General features: G+C 70.3%; 15 protein-coding genes and 1 pseudogene. 1 reads left to right on the forward strand and 15 read right to left on the reverse strand.

Features of this window, described 5'->3' with window-relative positions; genetic code table 11:
• Positions 1-264: 264 nt before the first annotated feature.
• The 14 genes and pseudogenes from AOK09_RS20800 to AOK09_RS20865 all read right to left on the reverse strand — a co-directional run bounded on the left by AOK09_RS20800 (position 265) and on the right by AOK09_RS20865 (position 20,954).
• Positions 265-1,425: a Gfo/Idh/MocA family protein gene (locus AOK09_RS20800; protein WP_055588728.1), complete on the reverse strand. Its 1,161-nt coding sequence runs from the start codon at positions 1,423-1,425 to the stop codon at positions 265-267.
• The gene (locus AOK09_RS20805) at positions 1,410-2,108 is read right to left on the reverse strand and encodes a ThuA domain-containing protein (protein ID WP_055588729.1); all 699 of its coding nucleotides are present in this window, start codon (positions 2,106-2,108) and stop codon (positions 1,410-1,412) included. The genes AOK09_RS20800 and AOK09_RS20805 overlap by 16 nt, the downstream gene beginning before the upstream one ends.
• Before the next feature lie 168 nt (positions 2,109-2,276).
• A complete protein-coding gene (locus AOK09_RS20810) occupies positions 2,277-3,449 on the reverse strand; it encodes a Gfo/Idh/MocA family protein (RefSeq protein WP_055588730.1) in 1,173 nt (390 codons plus the stop codon).
• A gap of 1,090 nt (positions 3,450-4,539) precedes the next feature.
• Positions 4,540-5,070, reverse strand: coding sequence for a hypothetical protein (locus tag AOK09_RS20815; RefSeq protein ID WP_055588731.1), 531 nt, complete (start codon positions 5,068-5,070; stop codon positions 4,540-4,542).
• 426 nt (positions 5,071-5,496) lie between these two features.
• Positions 5,497-6,840: pseudogene (locus AOK09_RS20820) on the reverse strand (endo-1,4-beta-xylanase); the annotation flags it as partial.
• A 1,555-nt stretch (positions 6,841-8,395) separates the two neighbouring features.
• A complete protein-coding gene (gene araA / locus AOK09_RS20825) occupies positions 8,396-9,901 on the reverse strand; it encodes an L-arabinose isomerase (protein ID WP_055588732.1) in 1,506 nt (501 codons plus the stop codon).
• A 3-nt stretch (positions 9,902-9,904) separates the two neighbouring features.
• Positions 9,905-10,615 carry an L-ribulose-5-phosphate 4-epimerase gene (locus AOK09_RS20830; protein WP_055588733.1) on the reverse strand — a complete coding sequence of 237 codons (711 nt, stop codon included), beginning with the start codon at positions 10,613-10,615 and terminating at the stop codon, positions 9,905-9,907.
• Between the two features lie 89 nt (positions 10,616-10,704).
• Complete coding sequence (gene araB, locus AOK09_RS20835) at positions 10,705-12,354, reverse strand: ribulokinase (RefSeq protein ID WP_055588734.1); 1,650 nt, start codon at positions 12,352-12,354, stop codon at positions 10,705-10,707.
• 65 nt (positions 12,355-12,419) lie between these two features.
• Positions 12,420-13,478, reverse strand: a complete 1,059-nt coding sequence (locus AOK09_RS20840) for a LacI family DNA-binding transcriptional regulator (RefSeq protein WP_055588735.1) — start codon at positions 13,476-13,478, stop codon at positions 12,420-12,422.
• A gap of 352 nt (positions 13,479-13,830) precedes the next feature.
• The gene (locus AOK09_RS20845; protein ID WP_055588736.1) at positions 13,831-15,555 is read right to left on the reverse strand and encodes an RICIN domain-containing protein; all 1,725 of its coding nucleotides are present in this window, start codon (positions 15,553-15,555) and stop codon (positions 13,831-13,833) included.
• A 179-nt stretch (positions 15,556-15,734) separates the two neighbouring features.
• On the reverse strand, positions 15,735-16,565 hold the full coding sequence (locus tag AOK09_RS20850; protein WP_055588737.1) for a carbohydrate ABC transporter permease: 831 nt from the start codon (positions 16,563-16,565) through the stop codon (positions 15,735-15,737).
• On the reverse strand, positions 16,562-17,533 hold the full coding sequence (locus tag AOK09_RS20855) for a carbohydrate ABC transporter permease (protein WP_055588738.1): 972 nt from the start codon (positions 17,531-17,533) through the stop codon (positions 16,562-16,564). The genes AOK09_RS20850 and AOK09_RS20855 overlap by 4 nt, the downstream gene beginning before the upstream one ends.
• 165 nt (positions 17,534-17,698) lie before the next feature.
• Positions 17,699-18,961: a sugar ABC transporter substrate-binding protein gene (locus tag AOK09_RS20860; protein WP_107101406.1), complete on the reverse strand. Its 1,263-nt coding sequence runs from the start codon at positions 18,959-18,961 to the stop codon at positions 17,699-17,701.
• A gap of 46 nt (positions 18,962-19,007) precedes the next feature.
• On the reverse strand, positions 19,008-20,954 hold the full coding sequence (locus AOK09_RS20865; RefSeq protein WP_055588740.1) for a glycoside hydrolase family 127 protein: 1,947 nt from the start codon (positions 20,952-20,954) through the stop codon (positions 19,008-19,010).
• A 211-nt stretch (positions 20,955-21,165) separates the two neighbouring features.
• On the opposite strand from AOK09_RS20865, the gene AOK09_RS20870 reads away from it, so the two are divergent.
• Positions 21,166-22,188, forward strand: coding sequence for a LacI family DNA-binding transcriptional regulator (locus AOK09_RS20870; RefSeq protein ID WP_245687397.1), 1,023 nt, complete (start codon positions 21,166-21,168; stop codon positions 22,186-22,188).
• A 159-nt stretch (positions 22,189-22,347) separates the two neighbouring features.
• Here AOK09_RS20870 and AOK09_RS20875 read toward each other — a convergent pair whose 3' ends face one another.
• Positions 22,348-22,731 carry a hypothetical protein gene (locus tag AOK09_RS20875; protein WP_245687398.1) on the reverse strand — a complete coding sequence of 128 codons (384 nt, stop codon included), beginning with the start codon at positions 22,729-22,731 and terminating at the stop codon, positions 22,348-22,350.
• Between the last annotated feature and the right edge of the window lie 1,087 nt (positions 22,732-23,818).

The following is a 23,818-nucleotide window of genomic DNA, read 5'->3' on the forward strand; positions in this document are numbered from 1 at the left end:
CCGTTTGGGTCGGGCCTCGGCCCGGCCCGGACGGCCCCCCTCCCGCGATCGGTCCCGCCCCCCTGGACTGCGGAGTCACCGGCGCGACGGAGGGTGTCGGGCCGGGCAGCCGGCGCCGGCCCGCAGTCGGTGTCGGGTTGCTGATCTGCGGCAGGCGTCCGGAGGGCGGCCGGACGCAGCACTCCTGCGGCCGCCCTCCGGACGTCACCCGAACCGCCGCCACCGACAGGCAGCCGGAAGAAGCGGAACTCTCACCGAGGCAGATCAGTCACGGTTGGCAGCGGCTGCGAGGTGCCCCTCAGGGGTGGTCGCCGAGACGTCGCAGCCGAGCGTGACAAGCTCGACGACGGGCGGCCGTTCGGCAGTGCTGCGAATCGCCACGGCGCTGCCACCGTGGGCCGATGCGAGCAGCGACTCCATCACCTCGAGCACATGGAGCGCCAGGGCGCCGCCGGTGCGCGGTTCCTGCCCCGCGGGGGTGGCTGCGAGGTCTGCGATGCCGAAGCCGCGCGCCGAGTCCACGTAGCCGGCGGAGACCGGGAGGGTCTCCCAAGCGTCCGAGCCCAGAGCGAAGCGGCGCACCTCGCCGTCGAAGTGGTTCGGATCCGGGACGGTGAGCGTCCCCGACGACCCGTGCACCTCGATGTTCGCCGATGTCGTCGCGACCGCGTCGAAGCTCATGACGAGCGTCGAGAGCGCCCCGGATTCGTGCACCAGCACGCCGGTGACGTGGGTGTCGACATTGACCGGCACCTTCTGGCCTTCCCGCGGCCCCGAGCCTATGGTCCGTTCGGCGCGGGTGTGGCTCGCGGCCCCGATCACCGAGACGACAGGTCCGAGCAGGGTCACCAGCGCGGTCACGTAGTACGGACCCATGTCGAAAAGGGGCCCACCACCCGGCTGGTAGTAGAAGTCCGGGTCGGGGTGCCAGCGCTCGTGGCCGGGGGTGACCATGGTGGCCGTCGCCGCGAGGGGCGAGCCGATGAGGCCGTCGTCGATGGCCTTGCGCGCGGTCTGGATCCCGGTGCCCAGTACGGTGTCCGGCGCGCACCCCACGACGACCCCCGCCTGGCGAGCTGCGTCGAGGACCGCGCGGCCTTCCTCCGTGGTGGCGGCGAGCGGCTTCTCCCCGTAGACGTGTTTGCCGGCCGCGATGGCCCGGAGGGCGATGCCGGCGTGTGCGGCGGGGATGGTGAGGTTGAGTACGAGGTCGACATCGTCGGCGGCCAGGAGTTCGTCGACGGTGACGGCCCGGACGACGCCGGGACCGTCGGCGTTCCACCCCTCCGCCACGGCCTGGGCCCGGGCCGCATCCAGGTCGGCGACGGCGACCAGCGACACGTTCTCCAGGCGGCGGAAGCTCTGGAGGTACGCCCCGACGATCTTTCCGCAGCCGATGATGCCGACGTTTATCGGCTTGCCCACAGCAGGCCCCTCTCGATGATGGTGCGGACGTTCGGGTCCTCGAGGATCTCGAGACGGTGGCCGGGCGTGCAGACGAAGATGCGGCCCTTGCCCCACTGGCGGGTCCAGACTGCCGGGGAGGTCACTTCGCGGTGCCACGGGTCCCACTCCCTGACCTTCTGGGTGGTGGTCGCCAGGACGTCGATGTAGTCGTCGGCCAGCACCCAGTACTGCTCGGTCACGAGGTCGAAGTCGGAGATTCCCGCCGTGATGGGGTGCTCGGCCGCGCTCGGGAGCATGTTCACGGTGTACGGGACGTAGTTGTCCGCCTGCTCGCCCTTGCGCTCGTCCGGGTGTTTGCCCGGGTGGCACGCGAACTGGCCGCCGATCAGATGCAGGTAGTCCGAGGTGTTGCGGTAGGAGTCGGCGATCCCGCCGTGCCAGCCGGCGAGCCCGGTCCCGTTCTCGACGGCGGCGCGCAGGCCCTCGAACTCGTGCTGCTCGATCGTGGACATCGTCATGCACTGCATCACGAGGTCGACGCCCGCCATGTAGGTGGCGTCCGCGTAGACGCCGGGCGAATCCTCGACCCTGATGTCGTAGCCATGGGCCTTCAGGTGCGGGATGAAGAGGTCGGTGGCCTCGACGGGCTGGTGCCCGTCCCAGCCCCCGCGCACCACGAGCGCGTTCTTGTTGACTGTCACTGGTGTCCTTTCAGCGATTCCATGTGCGACGGCCCGTGCCCGGCCGGCTCCGGTGTCACCGGCTGTTGCACGCGGCGTTGAAGACGGCAGCCGGAGGTGATCGCGGCGAGGTGGCTCAGCGACGCGAGGGCCTGCGGTGCGCCGGCGAGGGCGGTCCGTCCTTGCCTGTCAGACCTTGTGCCAGCGGCTCTCGTCCGAGGCGCTCGCTTCGACGGCGGCGAGGACGCGCTGCACCTGCAGGGCGTCGGCGAACGACGGCGACGGCTGGACCCCCGCTGCGATCGCCTGGACGAGGTCGACGACCTGGTGGGTGAAGACGTGCTCGTAGCCGAGCCCGTGGCCCACGGGCCACCAGTGCCCGGTGTAGGGATGCTCGGGCTCGGTGACCTGGATGCGGCGGAAGCCTGCGTTGGGCTCCTGGGCCGCCTCGTAGAACGACAGCGAGTTCATGTCCTCGAAGTCGAACGAGAGGGAGGCGCGTGAGCCGTTGAGCTCGATCCGCATCGCGTTCTTCCGGCCGAGGGCGAAGCGCGTCGCCTCGAAGACCCCGATCGGTCCGCCGTCGAAGCGCGCGCTGAAGATCGCGGCGTCGTCGACCGTCACGGGCCCGCGCGCCGCGTCGGCACCGCCGCGCCCGCCCAGGCCCACGAGGTCACCGGTGACCGGCCGCTCCTTGACGAACGTCTCCAGCAGCGCCGAGACACCGGTGATGCTCTGGCCGGTGAGCCACTGGGTAGCGTCGATGATGTGCGCCCCGATGTCCCCGAGCGAGCCCGACCCTGATTTGGTCCGGTCCAACCGCCAGGTCAGAGGCGTGTTCTCGTCGGAGAGCCAGTCCTGGAGGTACTGTGCGCGCACCTGGCGGATCTGCCCGAGCGCACCCTCGTCCACGAGCCGCTTGGCGAGCGCCAGAGCCGGAGTGCGGCGGTAGCTGAAGCCGCACATGGCGTGGACGCCGGCGGCTGCGGCTGCCCCGGCGGCCGCCACCATCCGTTCGGCCTCGGCGACCGAGTTGGCGAGCGGCTTCTCGCACAGGACGTGCTTGCCCGCCTCCAGCGCCGCGATGGCGATCTCGGCATGCGTGTCGCCCGGCGTGCAGATGTCGACGAGGTCGATGTCGTCGCGCTCGATCAGGCGCCGCCAGTCGGTCTCGGCCGACTCCCAGCCGAACTTCTCGGCCGCGGCACGGACGCCTTCGGGGTTACGGCCCGCAACAGCGGTCAGGCGGGGCGCGAGCGGGAGGTCGAAGAAGCGCGGCGCGGTGCGCCAGGCGTGGGAGTGGGCCGCGCCCATGAAGGCGTAGCCCACCATGCCCACACGCAGGGACTTCGGCTCGTGCATGGGGTGGGTTCCTGATCCGTGAGTAGGTGGCTGATTGCGGGCCGGCTCATGGGTGGGCGGCCAACCCGCGGCAGGCCGGGGAGAGGACCTGTCCGCAAGGCTGCCCAGGGTCGTCGTGGCGGCTTGCCCATGGTGTGTGCAGGCCGTCCGGATCGAAAGTTTCGAGCAGGCGGAGCGAAAGTTAATCGCCTTGGACCCTAAGTGGGGCCCCGGAGAGGGTCAAGGAAATCGGCCGTCTCCGGCCACGTCGCAACGATGCCGTCGAACCAGCAGGCTGGACGGCCGGAAGGCCGGAACCCGGGGCTCGCGACGGCCGGCCGGGCGGGGCCTGCCGCTGCGCCGCCCCGTCCGCAGCCCTTCGCCGTCGCGCGGATCGCGGCGCTGACGGACGTGTCGACCGCGACCGGTCCGGTGGCCAGGGCTCGGTGCTCAAGCGTCGGTGGGAGGTGGCGGCGAGGACACGCGCCCGCGTGGAAGGTGTCGTCAGCGCACACGGGTACCGGCGGCTGAAGAGGCCCGGCACGGCCGCCCCGCTGGTGGAGCTCGACTTTCACGACGTGGGGGGACCTTGTCCGCTGGAGATCATCAAGGGGGTGGACCGGATCATCCGCTCGCACCGACATGCTGGGACTGTCGGCCGGTCGGGTGGCGGGCGCGCGCCTGGAGCCGACCGCCCGGAAGGCATTCTCGGCCGGTGCCTCCGCTGGGGTGATCACCGTGCTTCCCGGTGTCACCACCGAGCAGGCGGACCGACTGCGGACCCGTGGCATCCCCCCTGCTGGTGGATGCCACGGGTGACCCTGGGCACACGTTCCTCCCTGTGGGCACCGGCAACTGCAGCGGAGGGCCGGCTGCCGCCCGTCACCCGCCGGACCTGGGACACCACCGCATCGCCGTCCTCAGGGCCCGGCGTACGCGTTGTCGACGTGATGGTGTCCCCATGTCCGGCATCGGGGTCAGGACCGCAGCCCGTGTCCTCGCCCGCCTCGAAGGCGGCTCCGCATGCCGAACCGCCGGTGGCACTGGTCGACGGCCCCGGGCGAGCGGAGGGGAGGCGGTTGCTCGCACGGGGCCGTCGCGACGACGGAGGTCAGCTGGTCGGCGACTCCATGGTTGCCGGATGGACCCGGTCGAACCAGCGCAGGAAGTCCTGGACCGTTCCGATGCGGGCGACGCGTTCGTACAGGGCGTCACTGTCGTGGCCGGGCCTGAAACGTCCGTATCCGACCCGCTCCCCGCAGCCGCAGGCACACTGCTGGACAGGGGCCGCTGACGGTCCGTCAAGATAGGTGACGACGCCGCGCACCCCGTTCATGGGGGAGGGCCTGGAGACATAGGTGTCGTGGACCGGGTCGCCCGCGGCCAGGATCTCCCCCTCGACAGCCTCATGGGGGCCGGCCGGCACGATGGCGTCGATCCGTACGGCCTGACGGACCACTCCCTCTGCGGAGAAGAGGACGTAGCGCTCGTCGTGCGCGCGGGGTTCGAACCGATAACAACCACGGTTGGCCAGATAGAGCTGGCTGTCCGACATCCCCGGGCACCAGCCGGCATAGCTGCGTCCGAGCGGGTCGTCCCCCGGATCAAGGGGGTGCATGTTCTCCAGAGCGATATGGATCACGTGATCTCCTGTGTGACGACACGTGCGGCCGAAGTGTCATCGACAGCTCTACGCACTGTTCGTAATCTCGAACCTCGTCCGTGCTCTCGGATGGACTATAGGGCGGGCCGCTATGGCCGTCAACGACTGCCGACACGGGAGACTGACGACCCTTCTGCTGACCAGGCCGCGGGCGAACCCGTAGGGGACGAGCCCCGCACCGGCCCGGCGCCGGGCGCTGTGCCGCAGTAGCCATCGACGTCGACGACCACCGAAGCTGGTTGAGGACCGGGCGCCACGACGCACAGCAGCGCTGATCACCCGCGTGGACGTGCCCGATGGCAGCGCGAAGGCCCCGAGGAAGTGATTCCTCGGGGCCTTCTCAGAGGCATGCCGGGCCGGCCGGCGGGCGGTGGATCAGGAACTGGTGCAGGTGAGGGTGGGGCTGGATGCCGCGCCGTTCGCGAGGAATCCGAAGGTGGTGGAGCCGGACGGCTGGAGTGAACCGTTGTAGGAGACGTTCTGGACGGTCACATTCGACCCGCTGGTGCTCAGGGTGCCGTTCCAGACCTGGCTGATGCTCTGCCCGTTGCCCAGGGTCCAGTGAACCGTCCAGCCGTTGACCGCGGCACTGCCGGCCGTGACCTTGACCTCGCCCTGGAAGCCGCCGGACCAGCTGTTGACGGTGCTGTACGTCGCCGTGCACCCGCCCGAGGTCCCGCCGGTCGTCGTGCCCCCGGTGGTGGTGGTCCCGCTGGTGGTCGTACCCCCGGTAGTGGTGCCGCCCGTGGTCGTCCCGCCCGTGGTGGTCCCGCCAGTGGTGGTCGTGCCTCCGGTGGTGCCGCCCGAGACGGAGTTGAGGGCGCTCAGCACCGCGCTGTAGGCGGGCTTCTTGTTGCCGCTGCTGTCGAAGAGCAGGGGGCTGTCGCTGCTGCGCCAGGAGTCACTGTCGCGGATGCCCCACACCGTGATGCCGGTGCAGCGCGAGACCGCGAGGCAGTCGTTGACGGTGTTGGCGTACGCGGTGGTGCCGGCCTGCGCGATGTCCAGCTCGGTCAGCTGCACGTCCACACCGAGCGCCGCGAAGTTCGACAACGTGGTCTGGAAACTGGCCGGCGGACCGCCCGTGCCGAAGTGGCTCTGGAAACCGACACAGTCGATCGGCACACCACGGGACTTGAAGTCCTTCACCATGGCGTACACGCCCTGGGTCTTGGCATCCGACCAGTTCTCGATGTTGTAGTCGTTGTAGCACAGCTTCGCCGAGGAGTCCGCAGCCCGCGCGGTACGGAACGCCTCCTCGATGAAGCCGTTGCCCAGCACGTTCTGGAACACCGAGCTGCGATGCTGCGTGGAACCGTCCGCAAAGGCCTCGTTGACCACGTCCCAGGCGTAGATCTTGCCCTTGTAGTGGGTCATCTCCGTGGTGATGTGGTTGTCCATCACGCTGCGCAGCGTGTTGGCGTCACTGATGGAACTGACCCAGCTGGGCAGCTGGGAGTGCCACACCAGGGTGTGGCCGCGCATCCGCTGACCGTGCGCCGAGGCGTGGGAGACGATCGAGTCGCCGGGGCCGAAGTTGAACGACCCCCGGGACGGCTCGATGGTGTCCCACTTCATCTCGTTCTCCGGGGTGATCATGTTGAACTCCCGGTCGAGAATGCCCGCGTACGTCGCATCCCCGAGCCTGCCGGACGCCACCGCCGTACCGAAATACCGGCCACTGCCCGACGCCGCCGCACCCAACGTGCTCCCGGCGGCGTGAGCCGCCGGACTCACCACCAGGCTCATGACCACCATCCCCACACCTGCCGAAAGCCCGGTGAGGGAGGTTGCTAACCTGCGGTGGCGCGTACTCGTGCTGAACCAGGACATGAAACCGATCTCTCCTTCTGGGTGGGGGGAGAGACACCCGCACACCTGCCGGGTGCCCTGCTGCCACCACGACATCGCGACGGTGAGCACTCACTGCGACTGCCGCACACAGGAGAGGCGGCCCTCGCAGATCCGTCGTAACGCGCGGGTGGCGCCTGCCTCGCGAGTTAGCGCTAACAAACAAGCTGGACGCTCACCCGCCGGAAGACACCTGGCCAGTCGCCGCCGCATCCCGTCGGGAGTCGCCCTTCGGCTGCCTGATGATTTCCCTCCTTGCGGTCATGCGGAACCCGTAGGGCAGAACGATGAAAAGGGTGAGCGCTAACAAGACGCGCCACAACACTGCACACGTTTCACGGTGGCAGCGAGTGTTTCGCGCCGTAACTTACGACCACGCCCCTGCGGCGTCAATACCTGCTGCATCCGGGAAGCCGGGCGGCCGCAGACCGCCGTCGGGTGGCGACAAGGCCGGCAAGGGACCGCCGACCACGGCCACCAGGCCCGCCGCAGGACACCGGCCGACCCCGGCGCCCCGGCACACAACCGCTCGCTCCGCACGCGCCACCGGGCACAGCCCGGCCTGGATCCGGAGCTTCGCGCATATTGACACAACCCGACACCCCATGGGATCTCTTGGAGCACATGGGATGTTCAACCGTCGGCACCACCCCTTCTGTCTTCCTCCGTCACCCCGTCCGGCGCCGTCGTCACCGCCGCCGTCACACGGCGTCAGCCACAACCGGACGATCACCCAGGACGGCAGCGCGCCCTGCGGAATCCAGGGCACCTGCACGGTGAACGGCGGCTCCCCGACCGACTTCACCCCGGGTGGCTCCCCCATCGGCACCTGGTGTGCTGCGGACCCTCGGGCGAGTCGAGCGAGGCCGGCCGGTACGGGGCGGGCTCCCCACCGGGATCCGGTGGAGCGGCCTCGTCACTGGTTGCGCCGCCTGGGCCGGGGTGCTGTCAGCCCCGTGCGGGACGATGTTCCCGCTGGTGTCGCCGTGCGCGGACCGGCCACGATCGCAGGTCGAAGCCGTCCGCTGCGCCGTGCGTGGTGTTCCCGTTCTCGTCGGCGCCCGGGGACGACCCGCGGTCGCGCGGAGACGGCCGGGCGCCCCGCGTGCGGTGGGGTGTCGCGCCCGATGGTGGTACCGCGGTGCCGCGCCGCCCCGAACCGGTCGGCGACGTCCGCGGGGCTGACCGCCGTCCCGGCGATGCAGCCCGAGCGGCCGGGCGACGGACCGGGTGCAGCCCGCCCCGAGGCCGGGAGGTTCCGGATGACGGTCCTGGCGGCGAGGTACGGGCACTCGACCGCGCTCCGTCCGGAACCGTCCCGGCGGCCGGATGTGCGACGGCGGCCGTGACGGTCCCCGCACGTGTGCGGGCCCCAGCCGTGGACACACCTCCGCCGGACGGCACCTTGCGCGAAGGTGCCGTCCGGCGGACGATCAGCGCTGCGAGTGACCCGTCACAGCCCGCCGGCGAGGCGGTGGTAGGCCTGGTTCCAGCGGATCTCCTTGGCGAACTGCCGCACGGTGGTGTCCGCGTCGATCAGCAGAAGCTCGGTGCCGAGCATGTCGGCCAGGTCTCCGAGCTCCTCGGCGCCGATCGCGGAGGAGAGCACGGTGTGGTGGGGACCGCCTGCCGTCAGCCATGCCTCGGTGGAGGTCCGCAGGTCGGGGGTCGGCCGCCAGACCGCCCGTGCCACGGGGAGCCGCGGCAGCGGCTCGGGCGGCGGGACGACGTCGATCTCGTTGGCCACCAGCCGGAACCGGTCGCCCATGTCGGCCATGCCCACGACGATCGCCGGCCCGGGAGCGGCGTCGAAGACCAGCCGGACGGGGTCCTCGCGGCCCCCGATGCCCAGCGGGTGGATCTCGCACGACGGCCGGTCGGCGGCGATGCTGGGGCAGACCTCCAGCATGTGCGCGCCCAGGATCACCTCGCTGCCCGGCGCCAGGTGGTAGGTGTAGTCCTCCATGAACGAGGTGCCGCCGGGCAGCCCCGCCCCCATGGTCTTGAGCGTGCGCAGCAGCACCGACGTCTTCCAGTCGCCCTCGCCGCCGAAGCCGTAGCCGTCGGCCATCAGGCGCTGCACCGCCAGGCCCGGGAGCTGCCGGAGCCCGCCGAGGTCCTCGAAGTTGGTGGTGAAAGCGCCGAAGCCGCCGTCGTCGAGAAACGTGCGCAGGCCCAGTTCGATGCGCGCGGCATAGCGCAGTGACGCGTGCCGCTCGCCGCCCTCGGCCAGTTCGGGGGCCAGCCGGTAGGCGGCCGCGTACTCCTTGACGAGGTCGGTGATTGCCGTGTCGGAGGCGGAGTCGACCGCCTCCACCAGGTCGTTCACGCCGTAGGTGTTGACCGACACCCCGAAGCGCAGCTGCGCCTCGACCTTGTCGCCCTCGGTCACGGCGACGTCCCGCATGTTGTCACCGAAGCGTGCGAGGCGCAGCTCGCGCAGCGCGGTACGGCCGAGGGCCGCACGCATCCAGGCCTGGATCCTGGAGAGCACCGCCGGGTCCGACACATGCCCGGCCACGGTCTTGCGTGCCACGCCCAGACGGGACTGGATGTACCCGAACTCGCGGTCGCCGTGGGCGGCCTGGTTGAGGTTCATGAAGTCCATGTCGATCGTCGCCCACGGCAGATCGGCATTGGCCTGGGTGTGCAGATGAAGCAGCGGCTTGCGCAGCAGGTCCAGTCCGGCGATCCACATCTTCGCCGGTGAGAACGTGTGCATCCAGGCGATCAGCCCGACACACGAGGCGGTTGCGTTGGCCTCCAGCACCGTGGACGTGATCGCCGCCGCGTCCGTCAGGACGGGCTTCCACACCACGCGGGCCGGCGAGCCGGCTGCCGCAGCCAGCCGTCCCGCGATGTCCTGTGACTGCTCGGCGACCTGGCGCAGGGTGTCCTCGCCGTACAGGCCCTGGCTGCCGGTGAGGAACCACACCTCACGCTCGTCGGACGATGTCATGGTTCAGACTCCTCGCGGGGTGGACGGCCCGGGCTGGCCGTAGACGTTCTGGTAGCGGTCGTACAGACGGTCGATGTCGGACTGGGCAATTGGCAACGGCTCACCGAGCTGGCGGGAGATGTGCACTGTGCGCGCCACGTCCTCGCACATCACGGCCGCCTTCACGGCCGCACGGGCGTCCTTCCCGACGGTGAAGACCCCGTGGTTGCGCATGATGACGGCCGGTGAGCGGTGGCCCTTGAGAGTGTCGACGATCCCCCGCCCTATGGAGTCGTCTCCGATGAGCGCGAACGGGCCCACCGGTATCTCGGCGCCGAACTCGTCGGCCATCGCGGTCAGCACACAGGGCACCGCCTCGCCGCGTGCCGCCCAGGCGCATGCGTAGGTCGAGTGCGTGTGCACCACACCGCCCACCTCGGGCATGTTGCGGTAGACGTAGGCGTGCGCGGCAGTGTCGGACGACGGGGAGAGACTCCCCTCCACCACCTCACCGTCGAGATCGCAGACGATCATGTTGTCCGCGCTCAGCCGGTCGTAGTCGACCCCGCTGGGCTTGATGACGAACAGGTCGGCGCCGGGCACCCGGGCGGAGACGTTCCCGGCGGTCCAGACCACCAGCTGGTAGCGGACGAGTTCCTGGTGCAGATCGCTGACCTGCCGGCGCAGCGCGGCGACTGCCGCATCGGGTGCCGGAGACGGTGGGGGACTACTCATGACGACGGACCTCCCTGGAAGAATGAGCGCTAACATTCCAATGTGAGCGCAAACAATTTGCGGCAGCGAGCAGCCGACGGCGCACACCGTCACGTCCGCAGCGCGCGCAGCCGGTGCATCACGGCGTTGCCGCCGCGGCCGAAGTGGTCGTGCAGGGTGCGGTATTCGGCGTAGAGCAGGTCGTACGTTGCCGCGCGTGCCGGGTCCGGGGTGTAGGCCTCGCGCTTGAGCCGGCCCATCGCCGCCGACGCGGTACGGATGTCGGGGTACGCGCCGGCCGCGACCGCCGCATGGATGGCGGCCCCCAGCGCCGGACCCTGTTCGGAGGCCAGCACATTGATCGGGCGGCCCAGCACGTCGCTGTAGGTCTGCATCAGGAAGGTGTTCTTCAGCAGGCCGCCCGCCGCGGTGAACTGTTGCACCGGGACCCCGGAGGACTCGAACGCCTCGACGATGGTGCGTGTCCCGTACGCGGTGGCCTCGATCAGCGCGCGGTAGATGTCCTCGGGCCTGGTGTCGAGCGTCAGGCCCAGGATCAGGCCCGAGAGGTGGTGGTCGACCAGCACCGAGCGGTTGCCGCTGTGCCAGTCCAGTGCCATCAGGCCGTGCCCGCCGACCGGCTGGCCCGCGGCCTTCTCCGTCAGCAGCTCGTGCACCGAGATCCCGCGCTGCTGCGCCTCGGCCGCGTACGACTCAGGCGCCGCGGTACGCACCGCCCAGGCGAAGATGTCCCCCACTCCGCTCTGGCCGGCTTCGTATCCCCACAGTCCGGGCACGACCCCGTCGCGGACCGCCCCGCACATCCCCGGGACCTCGCCGAAGGTGTCGGAGTTCATGATGTGGCAGGTGGAGGTGCCCATGATGGCCAGCATGTGGCCGGGCTCCAGGGCCTGCGCGGCGGCGCTGGTGACATGCGCGTCGACGTTGCCGACGGCCACGACCGTACCCTCGAGCAGGCCCGTGAGCTCCGCTGCCGCCCTCGTGATGGTGCCCGCGGACGCGCCCAACTGGGAGAGCGGGTGCTCCAGCTTGGCGGTGAAGCCGGCGAAGTCCGGCTCCAGGGATGCGAGGAAGGCGTCGTCGGGGTAGCGGCCGTCCTGGTATATGCCCTTGTAGCCGGCGGTGCACAGGTTGCGGTTCTCGGCGCCGGTCAGCTGCCAGACGATCCAGTCGGCGGCCTCGATCCAGCGGTCGGCGGCGCGGTAGACCTCCGGGTCCTCCCGCAGCAGCTGCAGCGCCTTGGCGTACTGCCACTCACTGGAGATCTTCCCGCCGTAGCGGCCGAGCCACTGCTGCCCGCTCTCCTCCGCCCGACGCACGATCAGGTCGGCCTCCGGCTGCGCGGCATGGTGCTTCCACAGCTTGGGATACGCGTGCGGGCGGTCGGCGAAGGCGGGCAGCTCGCACAGCGGCGTGCCGTCCCATGTGGCGGGCAGCACTGTGCAGGCGGTGAAGTCGGTGGCGATGCCGATCACCTGCTCGGGCCGCACCCCGGCCTCCGCCAGCGCGCGCGGGACGGCGAAGCGCAACACGTCGCGCCAGTCCTGCGGGATCTGCAACGCCCAGTCCGGCGGCAGCTCGGGGCCGCCCCCCGGGAGGGTGGACTCAACGACACCGTGGGTGTACTCGTGCACCGCGGTGCCCAGCTCCCGGCCGTCCTCGACGGCGACGACCAGGGCGCGCCCCGAGAGGGTGCCGAAGTCGACTCCAACAGTGACGGCGGGTAGATCGGTTGTCATGGTTGTCTCCAGATATGCGGGAAGTTCCGGCGGCTGACCGGAACTTCCCCATACGAGCGAGCGTGTCAGGAATGAGTGCTGCTACTGCGGACAATCAGGCGGGGCTCGATGACGACGCGTTCGTCGTTCGGCAACCCGCTCGAACCGAGTCGGCTGACCAGCAGCCGGATGCTGGCCTGACCGACGGCTGCGAAGTCCTGCCGGACGGTGGTCAGCGGCGGTGCGAAGAACTCCGCCTCGGGGATGTCGTCGAACCCTGCGATCGCCACCTGCCCGGGGACGGACAGGCCGGCCTCCCGGAAGGCCCGCAGCACACCCAGCGCCATCTGGTCGTTCGCCACGAAGACCGCGGTGACATCGGGCGAACGGCGGCGGGCGCCACTGGCGGCCACCCTTCCTGCCAGCTCCTGGCCGGCCCGGTAGCCGGAGAGCGGCGTCCAGTCGCCGACCAGCGGCGGGGGAACTTCGACGCCTGCCTCCTCCAGCGTGTCGCGCCAGCCACGGACCCGGGCTTCGGCCTCCAGCCAGTCGGACGGACCTGCCACATGCCACACGGTCTGGTGCCCCGCGCCCAGCAGATGGCTCGTCACCAGGCGTGCGCCGAGATCCTGGTCGACCGACACGCCCGGTATCGGCAGCGAGTGGCCGCCCTCGACCGTCACCACCGGGAACGGCAGCCGCAGCTCGGCCAGCGCGGCAACCGCGGCACGATGGGGGACGATCACCACGATGCCCTCCACCCCCCAGTCACTGAGGTGGTCGATCGCCTCGGAGAGCGCCTTGGCGCTGTAACGGCGCAGCGTGACGGCGGAGACCATGAATCCCTCGTCGCGGGCGGCCTCCTCCAGACCGAACAGCATGCTCGCCGGGCCGAAAAGGGTCGGATTGCACGCCACCACGCCCAGCGTCAGGGTCCGCCGTGTCACCAGGGCGCGGGCCGAGGAGTTCCGCCTGTAGCCCAGCTCCTCGATCGCCCGCAACACGTCCGCCCGCGTCGAATCGCGCACATTGGGGTGGCTGCTCAGCACCCTTGAGACTGTCTGGTGCGACACCCCAGCGCGCTGGGCCACGTCCGCCATCGTGGGGGCCCGGCGCGGTCCGGTGCTCGGCGCGGTCTGCGACATGTGACTCCGATCAGTGTTGAACGTCATTGTTAGCGTTCACAGATATGGACGTCAAGCCCCGCACGGTAAACTCACAGACCCGAACAGTGCAGCTCAGTCCTCAACCGCGGCTGCGATGGCACCCACCACGAACCGTCATCGTCCCGCCCCGCGCCGCCGCGGGCACGGATGCGGCGACGGCGGTGGCCATGGCGACGTCCGGCTTATGCGACGGCGCCGGCGACGTCCTTGCGGACGCCGGACAGGACGGCGCACTCCCGCCGCTGCCGGGAGTGTCGCCGAGGACGGAACACGTGGGTGCCCGGGCTGTGACCGGGCACCCACGCCTCGTACGACCTGCGCAGTGCGTTGCTCAGCGGGCGGTGAGCGTCCACAGGTGGTCGGCGGTGCCGTTGTCGTCCCACTGGAGGACCTGGGCGCCTGAGCTGGTGCTCATGTTGGTGACGCCCAGCAGCAGACCGCTGTTCTTGTTGACGATCTTGTAGTGGCCGCTGCCGTCGGCGACGAGCTGCCAGAGGTGGTCGGCGGTGCCGCTGTCACCCCAGATCAGGGCGGTGCCGCCGTCGGAGGTGCTCATGTTGGTGATGCCGAGGACAAGCCCGCTCGCCTTGTTGACGATCTTGTAGTAGCCGGAACCGGCGTCGGCCAGGGTCCAGCTCTGGGTGGTGCTGGAGGAGGGGGTGGCCTGGTCGACGAGGGTGCCCTGGGCGGTGCCGGAGTTCTGGGTGTCCAGGGCCAGGCCGCTGTTGACGTTCTTGATCTGGTACGTACCGGCCAGCGAGGTGCCACTGGCCGGGGTGATCACGATGTGGTAGCCGTAGGTGGCGTTCATCGCGGAGATGGGGACCGTGATCGAACCACCCGAGACGGTGTAGGTGCTGTTGGAGAGGGTGGTCGGCCCGGAGACGGCGACGGTACGGCCCGGCGAGGGGGTGTACTCGACCTTGACGTTCACCTTGCTGCTCAGTGCGGAGAGTGAGCTCAGACCGTTGACGACGACCGCGGAGTCGCCGGAGCCCCCGCCGACGACGACGCTGAGCTGGTTGCCCGCGCTGTTGACCGCTGCGGCACCGTCGATGCCGGTCTGCGCGGGCGGGGTGGTGGTGACCATGTTGCCGCTCATGTCCGCGTACCACTTGTACAGCCAGTACGCGCCGTTCGGGGACCCGCCCCGGGCGGTGAGCAGGTCGCCGAGGGCTCCGGACTGGTTCCAGAACGCCAGCTCGGCGTCATGGACTCCCAGCCGCTCGAACTTGGCGATGTAGCCGACCAGCGCCCCCGGGACGCCCACCTGGGAGGGGGCGGCGTACTCCTCGATCGCGATCGGACGGGGAGTGATGCCCAGGTTCTTCTCGATGGTGGTGACCGTGGCGATGTCGCCCGCGATCTTCGAGGAGTTCTCCAGCTCGTGCCAGGCCAGGATGTCCGGCACGGTGTTGGTGGCCACCGCGTTCTGCAGGAAGTTCTGCATGTCGCTGATGTTGTCGGAGAGGCTCGGCCCCTGGATCGGCGTGGTCGCGTCCTTGGAACGCACCTCGCGGTAGGTCTTGGTCCAGAAGTCCTCGAACGTGCCGTTGGACGAGAGCCAGGTGTTGTCCGACTCGTTCCACAGCGCGTACGCCGCCAGGTTCTTGATTCCGGACGCCTGCACCTTGGCGATCTGCTGGTCCACCAGGCTGAACCAGTTGCTCCAGCTGAACTGGTACGGCCAGCCCGCGTAGGCGTCGGACAGACGGTCCACCAGCTTGGCCCCGGCCTTGGCCGCCTCCGGCGCCACGACCAGGATGTCACCCGTCGGCTGCTGGTGACCGCCCGCCGGCATCTGCACGAAGGTGTTGGGCTTGATGGGCTCGACCAGACTGTCCGACGGCGTCGACGCGTCCGCCAGACCGTACAGCGAACCGGTCGCCACATGCGTCACCGGACGGAACGACTGACCGGCGTTGACCACCAGCGTGGTGGAGGCCGTCGCCGCGGCATGCGCCGGGGCGGTGTCGAGGGATGCCGCCGCGGCGGCGAGTGCGAGGGCTGCGAGCAGGGCGGTGGTGCGCCCTGCCCGGATATTGGCTGTGCTCACGGGTTGCTCTCCTGACGAGTCGGGTGGGAGGTACTCGGTGGTGTGACGGAGCAAGGAGCAGGGATGGGCAGCCGGTGGAGGGCGCTGGGCGGCCGGAGAGGCGGTTTCGGGGCGCGGAGGACCGCGCCCGCGGCCTGCCGCGGGCGGTGGGGGCATGGGGTCGGTTCCTCGGGTCGGGGTCAGTCCTTGACGGCTCCGGCGGTGACACCGGCGGCGACGTAGCGCTGGGCGAGGACGAGCAGCAGTGCCGCGGGAACGGAGGCGACCACGGCGGTGGCCATGATCGCGTTCCACTCCTGGTTGTTGTTGCCGATGTAGTGGTAGATGCCGAGGGTGATCGGCCGGAGGGTGCCGCCGCTGTCGAGGGTGTTGGCGAAGACGAAGTCGGACCAGGCCCACAGGAAGCTGAAGAGCGAGACGGTGACCAGGGCGTTGCGGCTGACCGGCAGGACGACGGACCAGAAGGTGCGCACGGTGCCGGCTCCGTCGATGCGGGCCGCGGCGGTGAGTTCGTCCGGAATGCCGGACATGAACGCGGTGAAGATCATCACCCCGAAGGGGACGGCGACCGTGGAGTCGGCGACGACCAGGCCCCACCAGGTGTTCATCATGCCCAGATTGAGGAAGATCGCGTAGAACCCCATCGCCATGACGATGCCGGGGATCATCTGCGCGATCAGCAGGGCCAGGCCCAGGAGGCCGGAGCCGCGCGGACGCAGCTTGGCCAGGGCGTAGCCGGCGGGGGCGGCGAGCAGCAGCGTGAGCACGACGGTCCCCAGGCCGATGAGGAGGCTGGTGGCCAGATAGGGAAGCTGGTCGTGCAGCACGGCGGAGTAGCCGGAGAAGGTGGGGTGGAGCGGCAGGAGGTCGGGTGGGCTCTTGCGCATGTCCTGCTGGGGGGTGAGCGAGACGTTGAGCATCCAGTAGACGGGGAAGAGCATGAGTGCCGTCAGGACGATGCCGAGAGCGGTGGTGCGGGCGCCGCGGCGGCGCGGGGCGGTGGCGGTCATGCTTCCTGCCTCTTCTGGACGCGGATGTAGAGCAGCCCGAAGACCAGGGCGATCAGGATGAGGATGTTGCCGACGGCGGCGCCGGGGCCGAACTGGGGCAGCAGGGAGCCGAAGCCGAGCCGGTAGGACCAGGTGGCCAGGGTGGTCGAGGAGTCGGTGGGACCGCCCTTGGTCATGATCCAGATGAGGTCGAAGACCTTGAGGGTGTAGACGAGGCCGAGCAGCAGGGTGATGGCGGAGACCGGGCGCAGCAGCGGGAAGGTGATCCGGCGGAACTGCTGCCAGGGGCCGGCACCGTCCAGGGCCGCCGCCTCGTGGAGGTCGGCGGGGATGTTCTGCAGGCCGCTGTGGAGGATGACCAGATTGAAGGGGATGCCGATCCAGATGTTGGCGATGATGACGGAGACCAGCGCCCAGTGGGGCGAGGTGAGCCAGTCCACGGGCGCGACGCCGACGAGGTGGAGGGCGTAGTTGACGACTCCGGACTCGCTGTTGAGCATCCACGACCAGGTGGACGAGGAGACGATCAGCGGCAGCAGCCAGGGGATCAGGAACAGCGCCCGGAGCAGACCGGAGAGCCGGAAGTGCCGGTTGAAGAAGACGGCGAGACCGAGGCCGGCGGTGTACTGGACGGCGATCGAGACCAGGGTGAACACCATGGTGTTGCGCAGCGCCGGCCAGAAGGTCGGATCGTGCAGGACCTGGCGGAAGTTGTCCCAGCCCGAGTAGGGGGCGTCACCGTCCACGAAGGACCGGACGGTGTAGTGACGCAGACTCAGGTCGAGGTTGCGGTAGAGCGGGTACAGGTAGAACGCGGCGAGATAGGCGACGATGGGCAGGAGGAAGGCCCAGGCGGTCCACCGGTGCCGGCGGCGCTGGGCTCTGCGTACGCCTTCTGCGGCGTCGCTCGCGGTCGCCCTGGACGCGGCCGGGGGCCGCTGGGAGCGGTCGGCTCGGGCGAGAGTCATGCGGGTGCTCCTTGGTGCGGTAGCGGCTTCCAGGGCGCGTTGCTGTGGACGAAGCTGCGAGCCTGGGCCGTGCGGGCAACGGGCTCGCAACTTCTGTCTCCCGCGTGTGGTGGCTTCCGGGCGCCTCCCGGGGACGGTGGGTGTCCATGGGGGGCGCCCGCCAGGTCAGCCCTGGTGGTTGGCGGCGGCCTGCTGGGCGGCGGTCAGGGCGTCCTGGGGGCTCTTGCCTCCGGACAGGGCGGACTGGACAGCGGTCCACAACTGCTGGGAGATGACCGGGTACTTGGTGCCCAGGCCGTTGCTGGTGCGGCCGCGTGCGGCCGCCACCGCGGACACCCAGGGCGCCAGCGCGGAGTTCTGCTGCACCTGCTGCTGCTGGACCGTGGTGACGGGCGCGATGTAGGAGAGGGTGGTGTCGGTGGCCAGCAGGTTGGTGGGGCTGATCAGACAGTCGACGATCTTCTTGGTCACCGTGTAGCGCCCGCTGTCCTTCTGCACGGGGACGGTGACGAACTCGCCGCCGGTCGGCGCGGGGGCGGAACCGCCGTTCTGGCCGGGGATGTTGATGACGCCGTAGGGGAACCCGGCCTTGGCGGCGTTGCCGAGCTGCCAGGTGCCGTTCTCGCCGAAGGCGTAGTCGCCGGTGGCGAACTCCTGCCAGCTGGTGGTCTGGGTGTTCTGCAGCACGTCGTGGGGGGCGAGGCCCTGGGAGACCCAGTCCTTCCACAGCGACAGCGCGGCGGCGCCCTTGGCGTCGTCGAGCTTGGTCAGGTCACCGCCGGCGCCCCAGAACCAGGGCAGGAACTGGAAACTGCCCTCCTCGGTGCCGATCGCGGAGAAGGTGATGCCCTTCTTCCCCGCGGCCTTGACCTTCTGCAGGGCAGCGGTGAGCGAGGCCCAGTCCTTGATGCCGGCGGCGTCCACCCCGGCGGCCTTGAGGACGTTCTTGTTGTAGTACAGCGCCAGGGTGTTGGCGCCGATGGGGACGCCGTAGGCGGCGCCGTCGAGGGTGCCCGCGCCGATGATGTTCTGCTGGATGGTGGAGGTGTCCAGGCCCAGGTCGCTGGTCTTGTTGAGGATGCCGGCCTGGACGAGGGTGGAGACCACCGGGTTGTCGACCAGCATGACGTCGGGGGTGTTGCCCTGCTGCGCTGCCAGCAGGGCCTTGTTGCCCAGGTCGGAGGTGTCCATGCCGGTGCGCTTGACGGTGACGCCGGCCGCGGTGCCGCAGGAGGCCACCCGCTTGCCCCAGTCGGAGGAGGCGTCGAACTGGGGGTAGGGGTCCCAGAAGGTGTAGGTGCCGCCCTTGGCGGAGCCGGCGGAGCCACCGGTGGCGGAGGTACTGCCGGAGGACGAACAGGCGGCGGCGGAGGTCAGCGTGCCGATGGCCAGCAGACCAGCGAGGACGGTGCGGCGCAGATGTCTCATGGGGGACCTCATGGTTGTGAACGGACGGGTGGTGGTGGGTCGGCGCTCAGTCGGTGGGCAGCCAGACGCGCATGCTGCCGGTGCTGCGGTTGGCCCAGGCGTAGTAGGGCACGGCGGTCAGTTCCAGGGGCCTGCCCTGCCGCGGGGAGTCGGAGGGGGCCTGCGCCTGGTAGGGCCACCAGCCGGTTTCCGGCAGCGCCCGGCGGCGGCCGGCGGCGATGACGGTGGTGACGCCGGAGAGCAGATCGGGGCGCTCCTTGACGAGGAGCGGCACGGTGGTGTCGATCACGACGTCGTCCAGGCCGCCGCCGGGGTGGTCGGCCTGCTCCAGGCAGTACACCAGCGGGCCTCGTTCGACGGCGACGCAGCCGCGCACCGCGTCCACCCGCGGGTCGGCGACCACCAGCCGCGGGGCGAGGTCCAGGTCGAGGACGATCTCGTCGCCCGACGTCCAGGTCCGGGCGATCCGCAGCCAGCCGTCGTCGACGACGGCGCCGCCGACCGGCTCCCCCGCGAGGGTGAGCGTGTAGTCGCTCGCCCAGTGAGGGATGCGCAGCGACAGCGTCCACTCGGTGTCGGGGGTCTGCTCGGCGCGTACGGTGATCCGCCCGTCCCACGGATAGTTCGTGTTAACGCTAACAGTCACGGGTGAGCCTGCCGCTTCGCCCTGGAAGCGGCCGGTGGCGTACTGATGGATCTGCAGGCCGTCGCCGTCGGTGGAGGCGAGATAGTGCTCCAGGCCGGCGAGCAGGCGCATCACGTTCGGAGGGCAGCAGGCGCAGCGGAACCAGCGGGTGCGCCGGGAGGACTGGTCGCCACCGCCGTCGAGGTAGCCGTCGCGGACCTGCAGCGGGTTGACGTACAGCCAGCTGTGCCCGTCCAGCGACATACCGGCCAGGAAGCCGTTGAACAGGGTGCGTTCGATCAGGTCGCTGTAGCGGGCCTGGCCGGTCAGCAGCGCCATCCGCCAGCTGAACTGGACGGAGGCGATGGCGGCGCAGGTCTCGCAGTACGCCCGCTCGTTGGGCAGTTCGAAGGGGTCGCCGAAGTCCTCCTTGTCGTGGTGCGCTCCGACGCCTCCGGTGATGTGGGTCTTGGTGGCGGCCATCGCGTGCCACAGCCGGGCGCTCGCGTCGGCCAGTGCCTGCTCGCCGGTCTCGGTGGCCAGGTCAGCGGCGGCCGCCAGGAGGTAGAGCTGACGCACGGCGTGGCCCTCGACGCTCTCGGCGTCGCGCAGCGGCACCCGGTCCTGGCAGTAGACCTCGTGGCCGTGGGCGCCCCGGCCGTGGCGGTCCACGAAGTAGCCGGCCAGCTCCAGGTAGCGCCGCTCCCCCGTCTCCCGGTACAGCTCCACCAGCGCGGTCTCCACCTCCGGATGGGCGTCGAAGGTGTCCAGCGGCCTGCCGCTCCCGCTGGGCCCGAACACCGTGTCGATGTGGTCGGCGAAGCGGCGCGCCACCTCCAGCAGCTCGGTCCGCCCGGTGGCGCGGTGGTGCGCCACCGCGGCCTGGAACAGGTGCCCCGCACAGTACAGCTCGTGGCCCCAGCGCAGGTCGCTGAAGCGGCCCTCCCCCCTGCCGGACTGGAACCAGGTGTTGAGGTAGCCGTCCGCGTCCTGGGCGGCGGCCACCAGGTCGACGATGCGGTCGACCTCGGCGCTCAGAGCGGTGGTGTCACGGCCCGCGACGGCGTCCTGGGCGAGCTGCCAGGACGCGGCCTCGAGCCACTTGTAGACGTCGGTGTCCTGAAAGGGGTAGTCCCCACGGAAGGTGCCCTCGGCGGCGCCGGCGGCCAGCCGCAGGTTGTGCAGGTTGCCCGCCGACTCCAGCAGTCCGGGCCCCTGCGGGATGCCGACCCGGGCGTTGACTTCGCGGCGGTCGTACCAGAAGCCCGCCGTCACCGTCGGCGCGACGCAGGGACGCAGAGCGGCCCGCGCCTGCGGACCGAGCCGGATCGGGCCGACCGTAGAGGGGGCGGAGGAGGTGCGGGACATGAAACTCCCCAGATCAGTGCCGAAGTGGCGTCCACAGCCGCGCAACCCGCCGAAACAAGTGCGCAAACCTTTTCCACGCCGGAAACGTAGAGTCAACACCGCTAGGGGTCAAGGGCTTGGTCGCACCGAGTCTGGGTCTTTTGAGAACTGGCCAACCGGGCCGGTGGGTGGCACGATGACGGCGGAACCACTGTTGAGTAAAGGATTGCGCGTGACTGAGCCAGGCCGCATCACCACCAAGTCGAGGGCCACGCTCACGGACGTGGCAGCGCTCGCCGGTGTGAGCGTGGGCACGGCCTCGAAGGCCCTGAGCGGCACCGGCCGAATGCGGCCGGAGACCCGCCAGCGGGTCCTCGACGCCGTCCGGACACTCGACTTCCGCCCCAACCAGCAGGCGCAGAGCCTTCACACGGGCCGCAGCTGGACGGTCGGGCTGATGACCACCGACGGCATCGGCCGCTTCAGCACACCGGTCCTGCTGGGCGCCGAGGACGCCCTGGGTGCGGGCAAGATCTCCGTCCTGCTCTGCGACACCCGCGGCGACCTCATCCGCGAGCAGCACCATCTGCAGAACCTGATGGACCGGCGCGTCGACGGCATCATCGTCACCGGCCGCCGCACCGACCCGCGCCCGCCGCTGAGCGGCATCCACGACGGCGTCCCGGTGGTGTACGCCCTCTCCCCGTCCACCGACCCGGCCGACATCTCGGTCACCTCCGACGAGGCCCAGGGCTGCCGCCTCGCCGTCGAGCACCTGCTGGCCGGCGGCCGTACGCGCATCGCCCATGTCACCGGTCCGGCACATCACGCGGCGGCTGCGGACCGGGCCCGCTACACGGAGCAGGTGCTGGCCGAGAACTCCCTGGAGCTGTCCGGCCGACGCGTCCACTTCGGGGACTGGAGTGAGGCCTGGGGCCGGCGCGCGGCAGAGACGGTGCTGCTCACCGCACCCGACACGGACGCGTTCTTCTGCGGCAACGACCAGATCGCGCGCGGCGTCACCGACACCCTGCGCGAGCGCGGCGTCGAAGTCCCCCAGCGGGTCGCGGTCGTCGGCTACGACAACTGGGACACCATGGCCCTGGCCGCCCGCCCGCCGCTGACCACCATCGACGTCGACCTCACCGAGATCGGGCGGATCGCGGCCCTGCGCCTGCTCGACGCCATCGACAACAACCCGTCTCCCGGGACGCATCAGGTGCGCTGCCGCCTCATCGTGCGCGAGTCGGCCTGACGGCGGCAAGCCGGGGCGCGTATCCCAGCGTCGGGCTCTCAGCGCGTCGAGATGCGTACGAACCGGCGGACGCGGTACGGGCGCCGCAGCGTCCTGCTCAGGCACATCGCATCGGACGAGCCGGGGCAAACGCCGTCTGACCTGCTGAGGCAGGCGGCGTCACCACAGGTGCAGGAAATCCCGGACATCGTCATAACCGTCGAGGGCTCGGCCGTCCACGTCTGCCGGGTCCGCCGCGGCCCGCGCCGCGAGCGACTGCGCCAGCGCGAGGGCTTCATCGCTCAGACGACCGAAGCGTCGAGCCGTGTGTCCCAGGCACAGGCCTGCCAGCCCCAGCAGTGGACTACCCGATACAGCCCGCATCCCGACCTGCACGCACCAGTGCTCGACGAAACCCGCGTCATCGTCGTTCAAGGCCGTACCGACCAGGACTCCCGCCGCCTCTCCCTCTGCCGAGCGGTCACGAAGAGCCCGCTCCAACGTCTCGACCACCAGCGCGTGAGGCAGCGCAGGGGGGTTCTCGAAGGTCAGATGAGAATGCACCCCGCGAGACTACGCGGACCGAACCCGGCGGGCACGTGCGACGGCCCGCCCGCGAGAGAGGGTAGACGGTGCCTGACGCGACCTCAGGTACGGCAGCGATGACACGTTTGAGGACGACGTCACGCTCCGGCACCCCTCGGAGACCGGGTGCACTCGAGCGCTCCAACAGCAGTCACGAACCCCCGGCCGGGTGGTGACGGAAGCCGCAGCGCCGGTTCGCGTTGCGGTTTCGCAGGGAATGTTAGCCCTCGCTGACGCAACGTCAAGTCGTCTCAGGGCGTGAAGGGTCCGGCTGCAGCTCACCACGCCCGTCGGGCTGCCACAGGCCACGATGAGGTCCGACCGGAGCGGGGCTCTGCGGTCCCGCGCAGCGCCGGCCGGCCCTCCGGGCTCCCGCACGGTTGCGGGGAGCGCGAGTTGTTGACAGAGCCGAAGGAGCATGGGATCTCTATAGGGGCATGGGATGTCCGGCCGCCCAGTGCGGTCCGATCCCAGTCGCTCCTCCCCCGTCACCTGGTCGGAGGGCGAACCCCAGGACCTCAACCGGTTCGACGGTGGGTTCCGCCGTGTCCCTGGTGCCATCGCCGACGGACACGGCGCCGCGGCCACCTGCTCCGCGTGGTCGGAGCGCCGGGCGACACGCTCCAGCGCTGAGGGCACAGGCGCTGGGGGCGCGCTGCTCACCGACCGGCTAGGGCGAAGCGGCGGTCGGTCCTGCCGCAGCTCCAGGAGTACGGGCAGGCCACGGCCCACCACCGCACCCGCGAAGGGAGAGCCCACCGTGTCAGGGAGAGGACGGCCGATCCGGCATCCGCGATCCCGGGCAACCAGCCCGGGGTGCCGCCGCAGCGGGGATCGGCCGCCCGCCACCCAGCCCGGATCGCGCCACACAAGGCCAGGTCCAGGAGCCTCTCAGGCAATGATGTTAGCGCTAACATCGCCCAGGGTTTCCTGGCCCGCACTGACGCCAGCACGCCGGTGGGAGGCGCCTCGTCCCGTACGGCCGGTCCGGTTGCGCACGCACCCGGCAACGGGGCCTGCCCACCGACGGCGCTGTCACCAGCACCCGGTCCCGCCTCTGCCTCAC

Origin of the sequence: Peterkaempfera griseoplana (assembly GCF_001418575.1) — a bacterium.
Classification (GTDB): Bacteria; Actinomycetota; Actinomycetes; order Streptomycetales; family Streptomycetaceae; genus Peterkaempfera; species Peterkaempfera griseoplana.

Bases quoted from the DNA above. Each gene is read 5' to 3' on its own strand.
- AOK09_RS20810 (WP_055588730.1), bottom strand. From the start codon at position 3,449: ATGCACGAGCCGAAGTCCCTGCGTGTGGGCATGGTGGGCTACGCCTTC.
- araA (WP_055588732.1), bottom strand. From the start codon at position 9,901: ATGACATCGTCCGACGAGCGTGAGGTGTGGTTCCTCACCGGCAGCCAG.
- AOK09_RS20830 (WP_055588733.1), bottom strand. From the start codon at position 10,615: ATGAGTAGTCCCCCACCGTCTCCGGCACCCGATGCGGCAGTCGCCGCG.
- araB (WP_055588734.1), bottom strand. From the start codon at position 12,354: ATGACAACCGATCTACCCGCCGTCACTGTTGGAGTCGACTTCGGCACC.
- AOK09_RS20840 (WP_055588735.1), bottom strand. From the start codon at position 13,478: ATGTCGCAGACCGCGCCGAGCACCGGACCGCGCCGGGCCCCCACGATG.
- AOK09_RS20850 (WP_055588737.1), bottom strand. From the start codon at position 16,565: ATGACCGCCACCGCCCCGCGCCGCCGCGGCGCCCGCACCACCGCTCTC.
- AOK09_RS20855 (WP_055588738.1), bottom strand. From the start codon at position 17,533: ATGACTCTCGCCCGAGCCGACCGCTCCCAGCGGCCCCCGGCCGCGTCC.
- AOK09_RS20860 (WP_107101406.1), bottom strand. From the start codon at position 18,961: ATGAGACATCTGCGCCGCACCGTCCTCGCTGGTCTGCTGGCCATCGGC.
- AOK09_RS20865 (WP_055588740.1), bottom strand. From the start codon at position 20,954: ATGTCCCGCACCTCCTCCGCCCCCTCTACGGTCGGCCCGATCCGGCTC.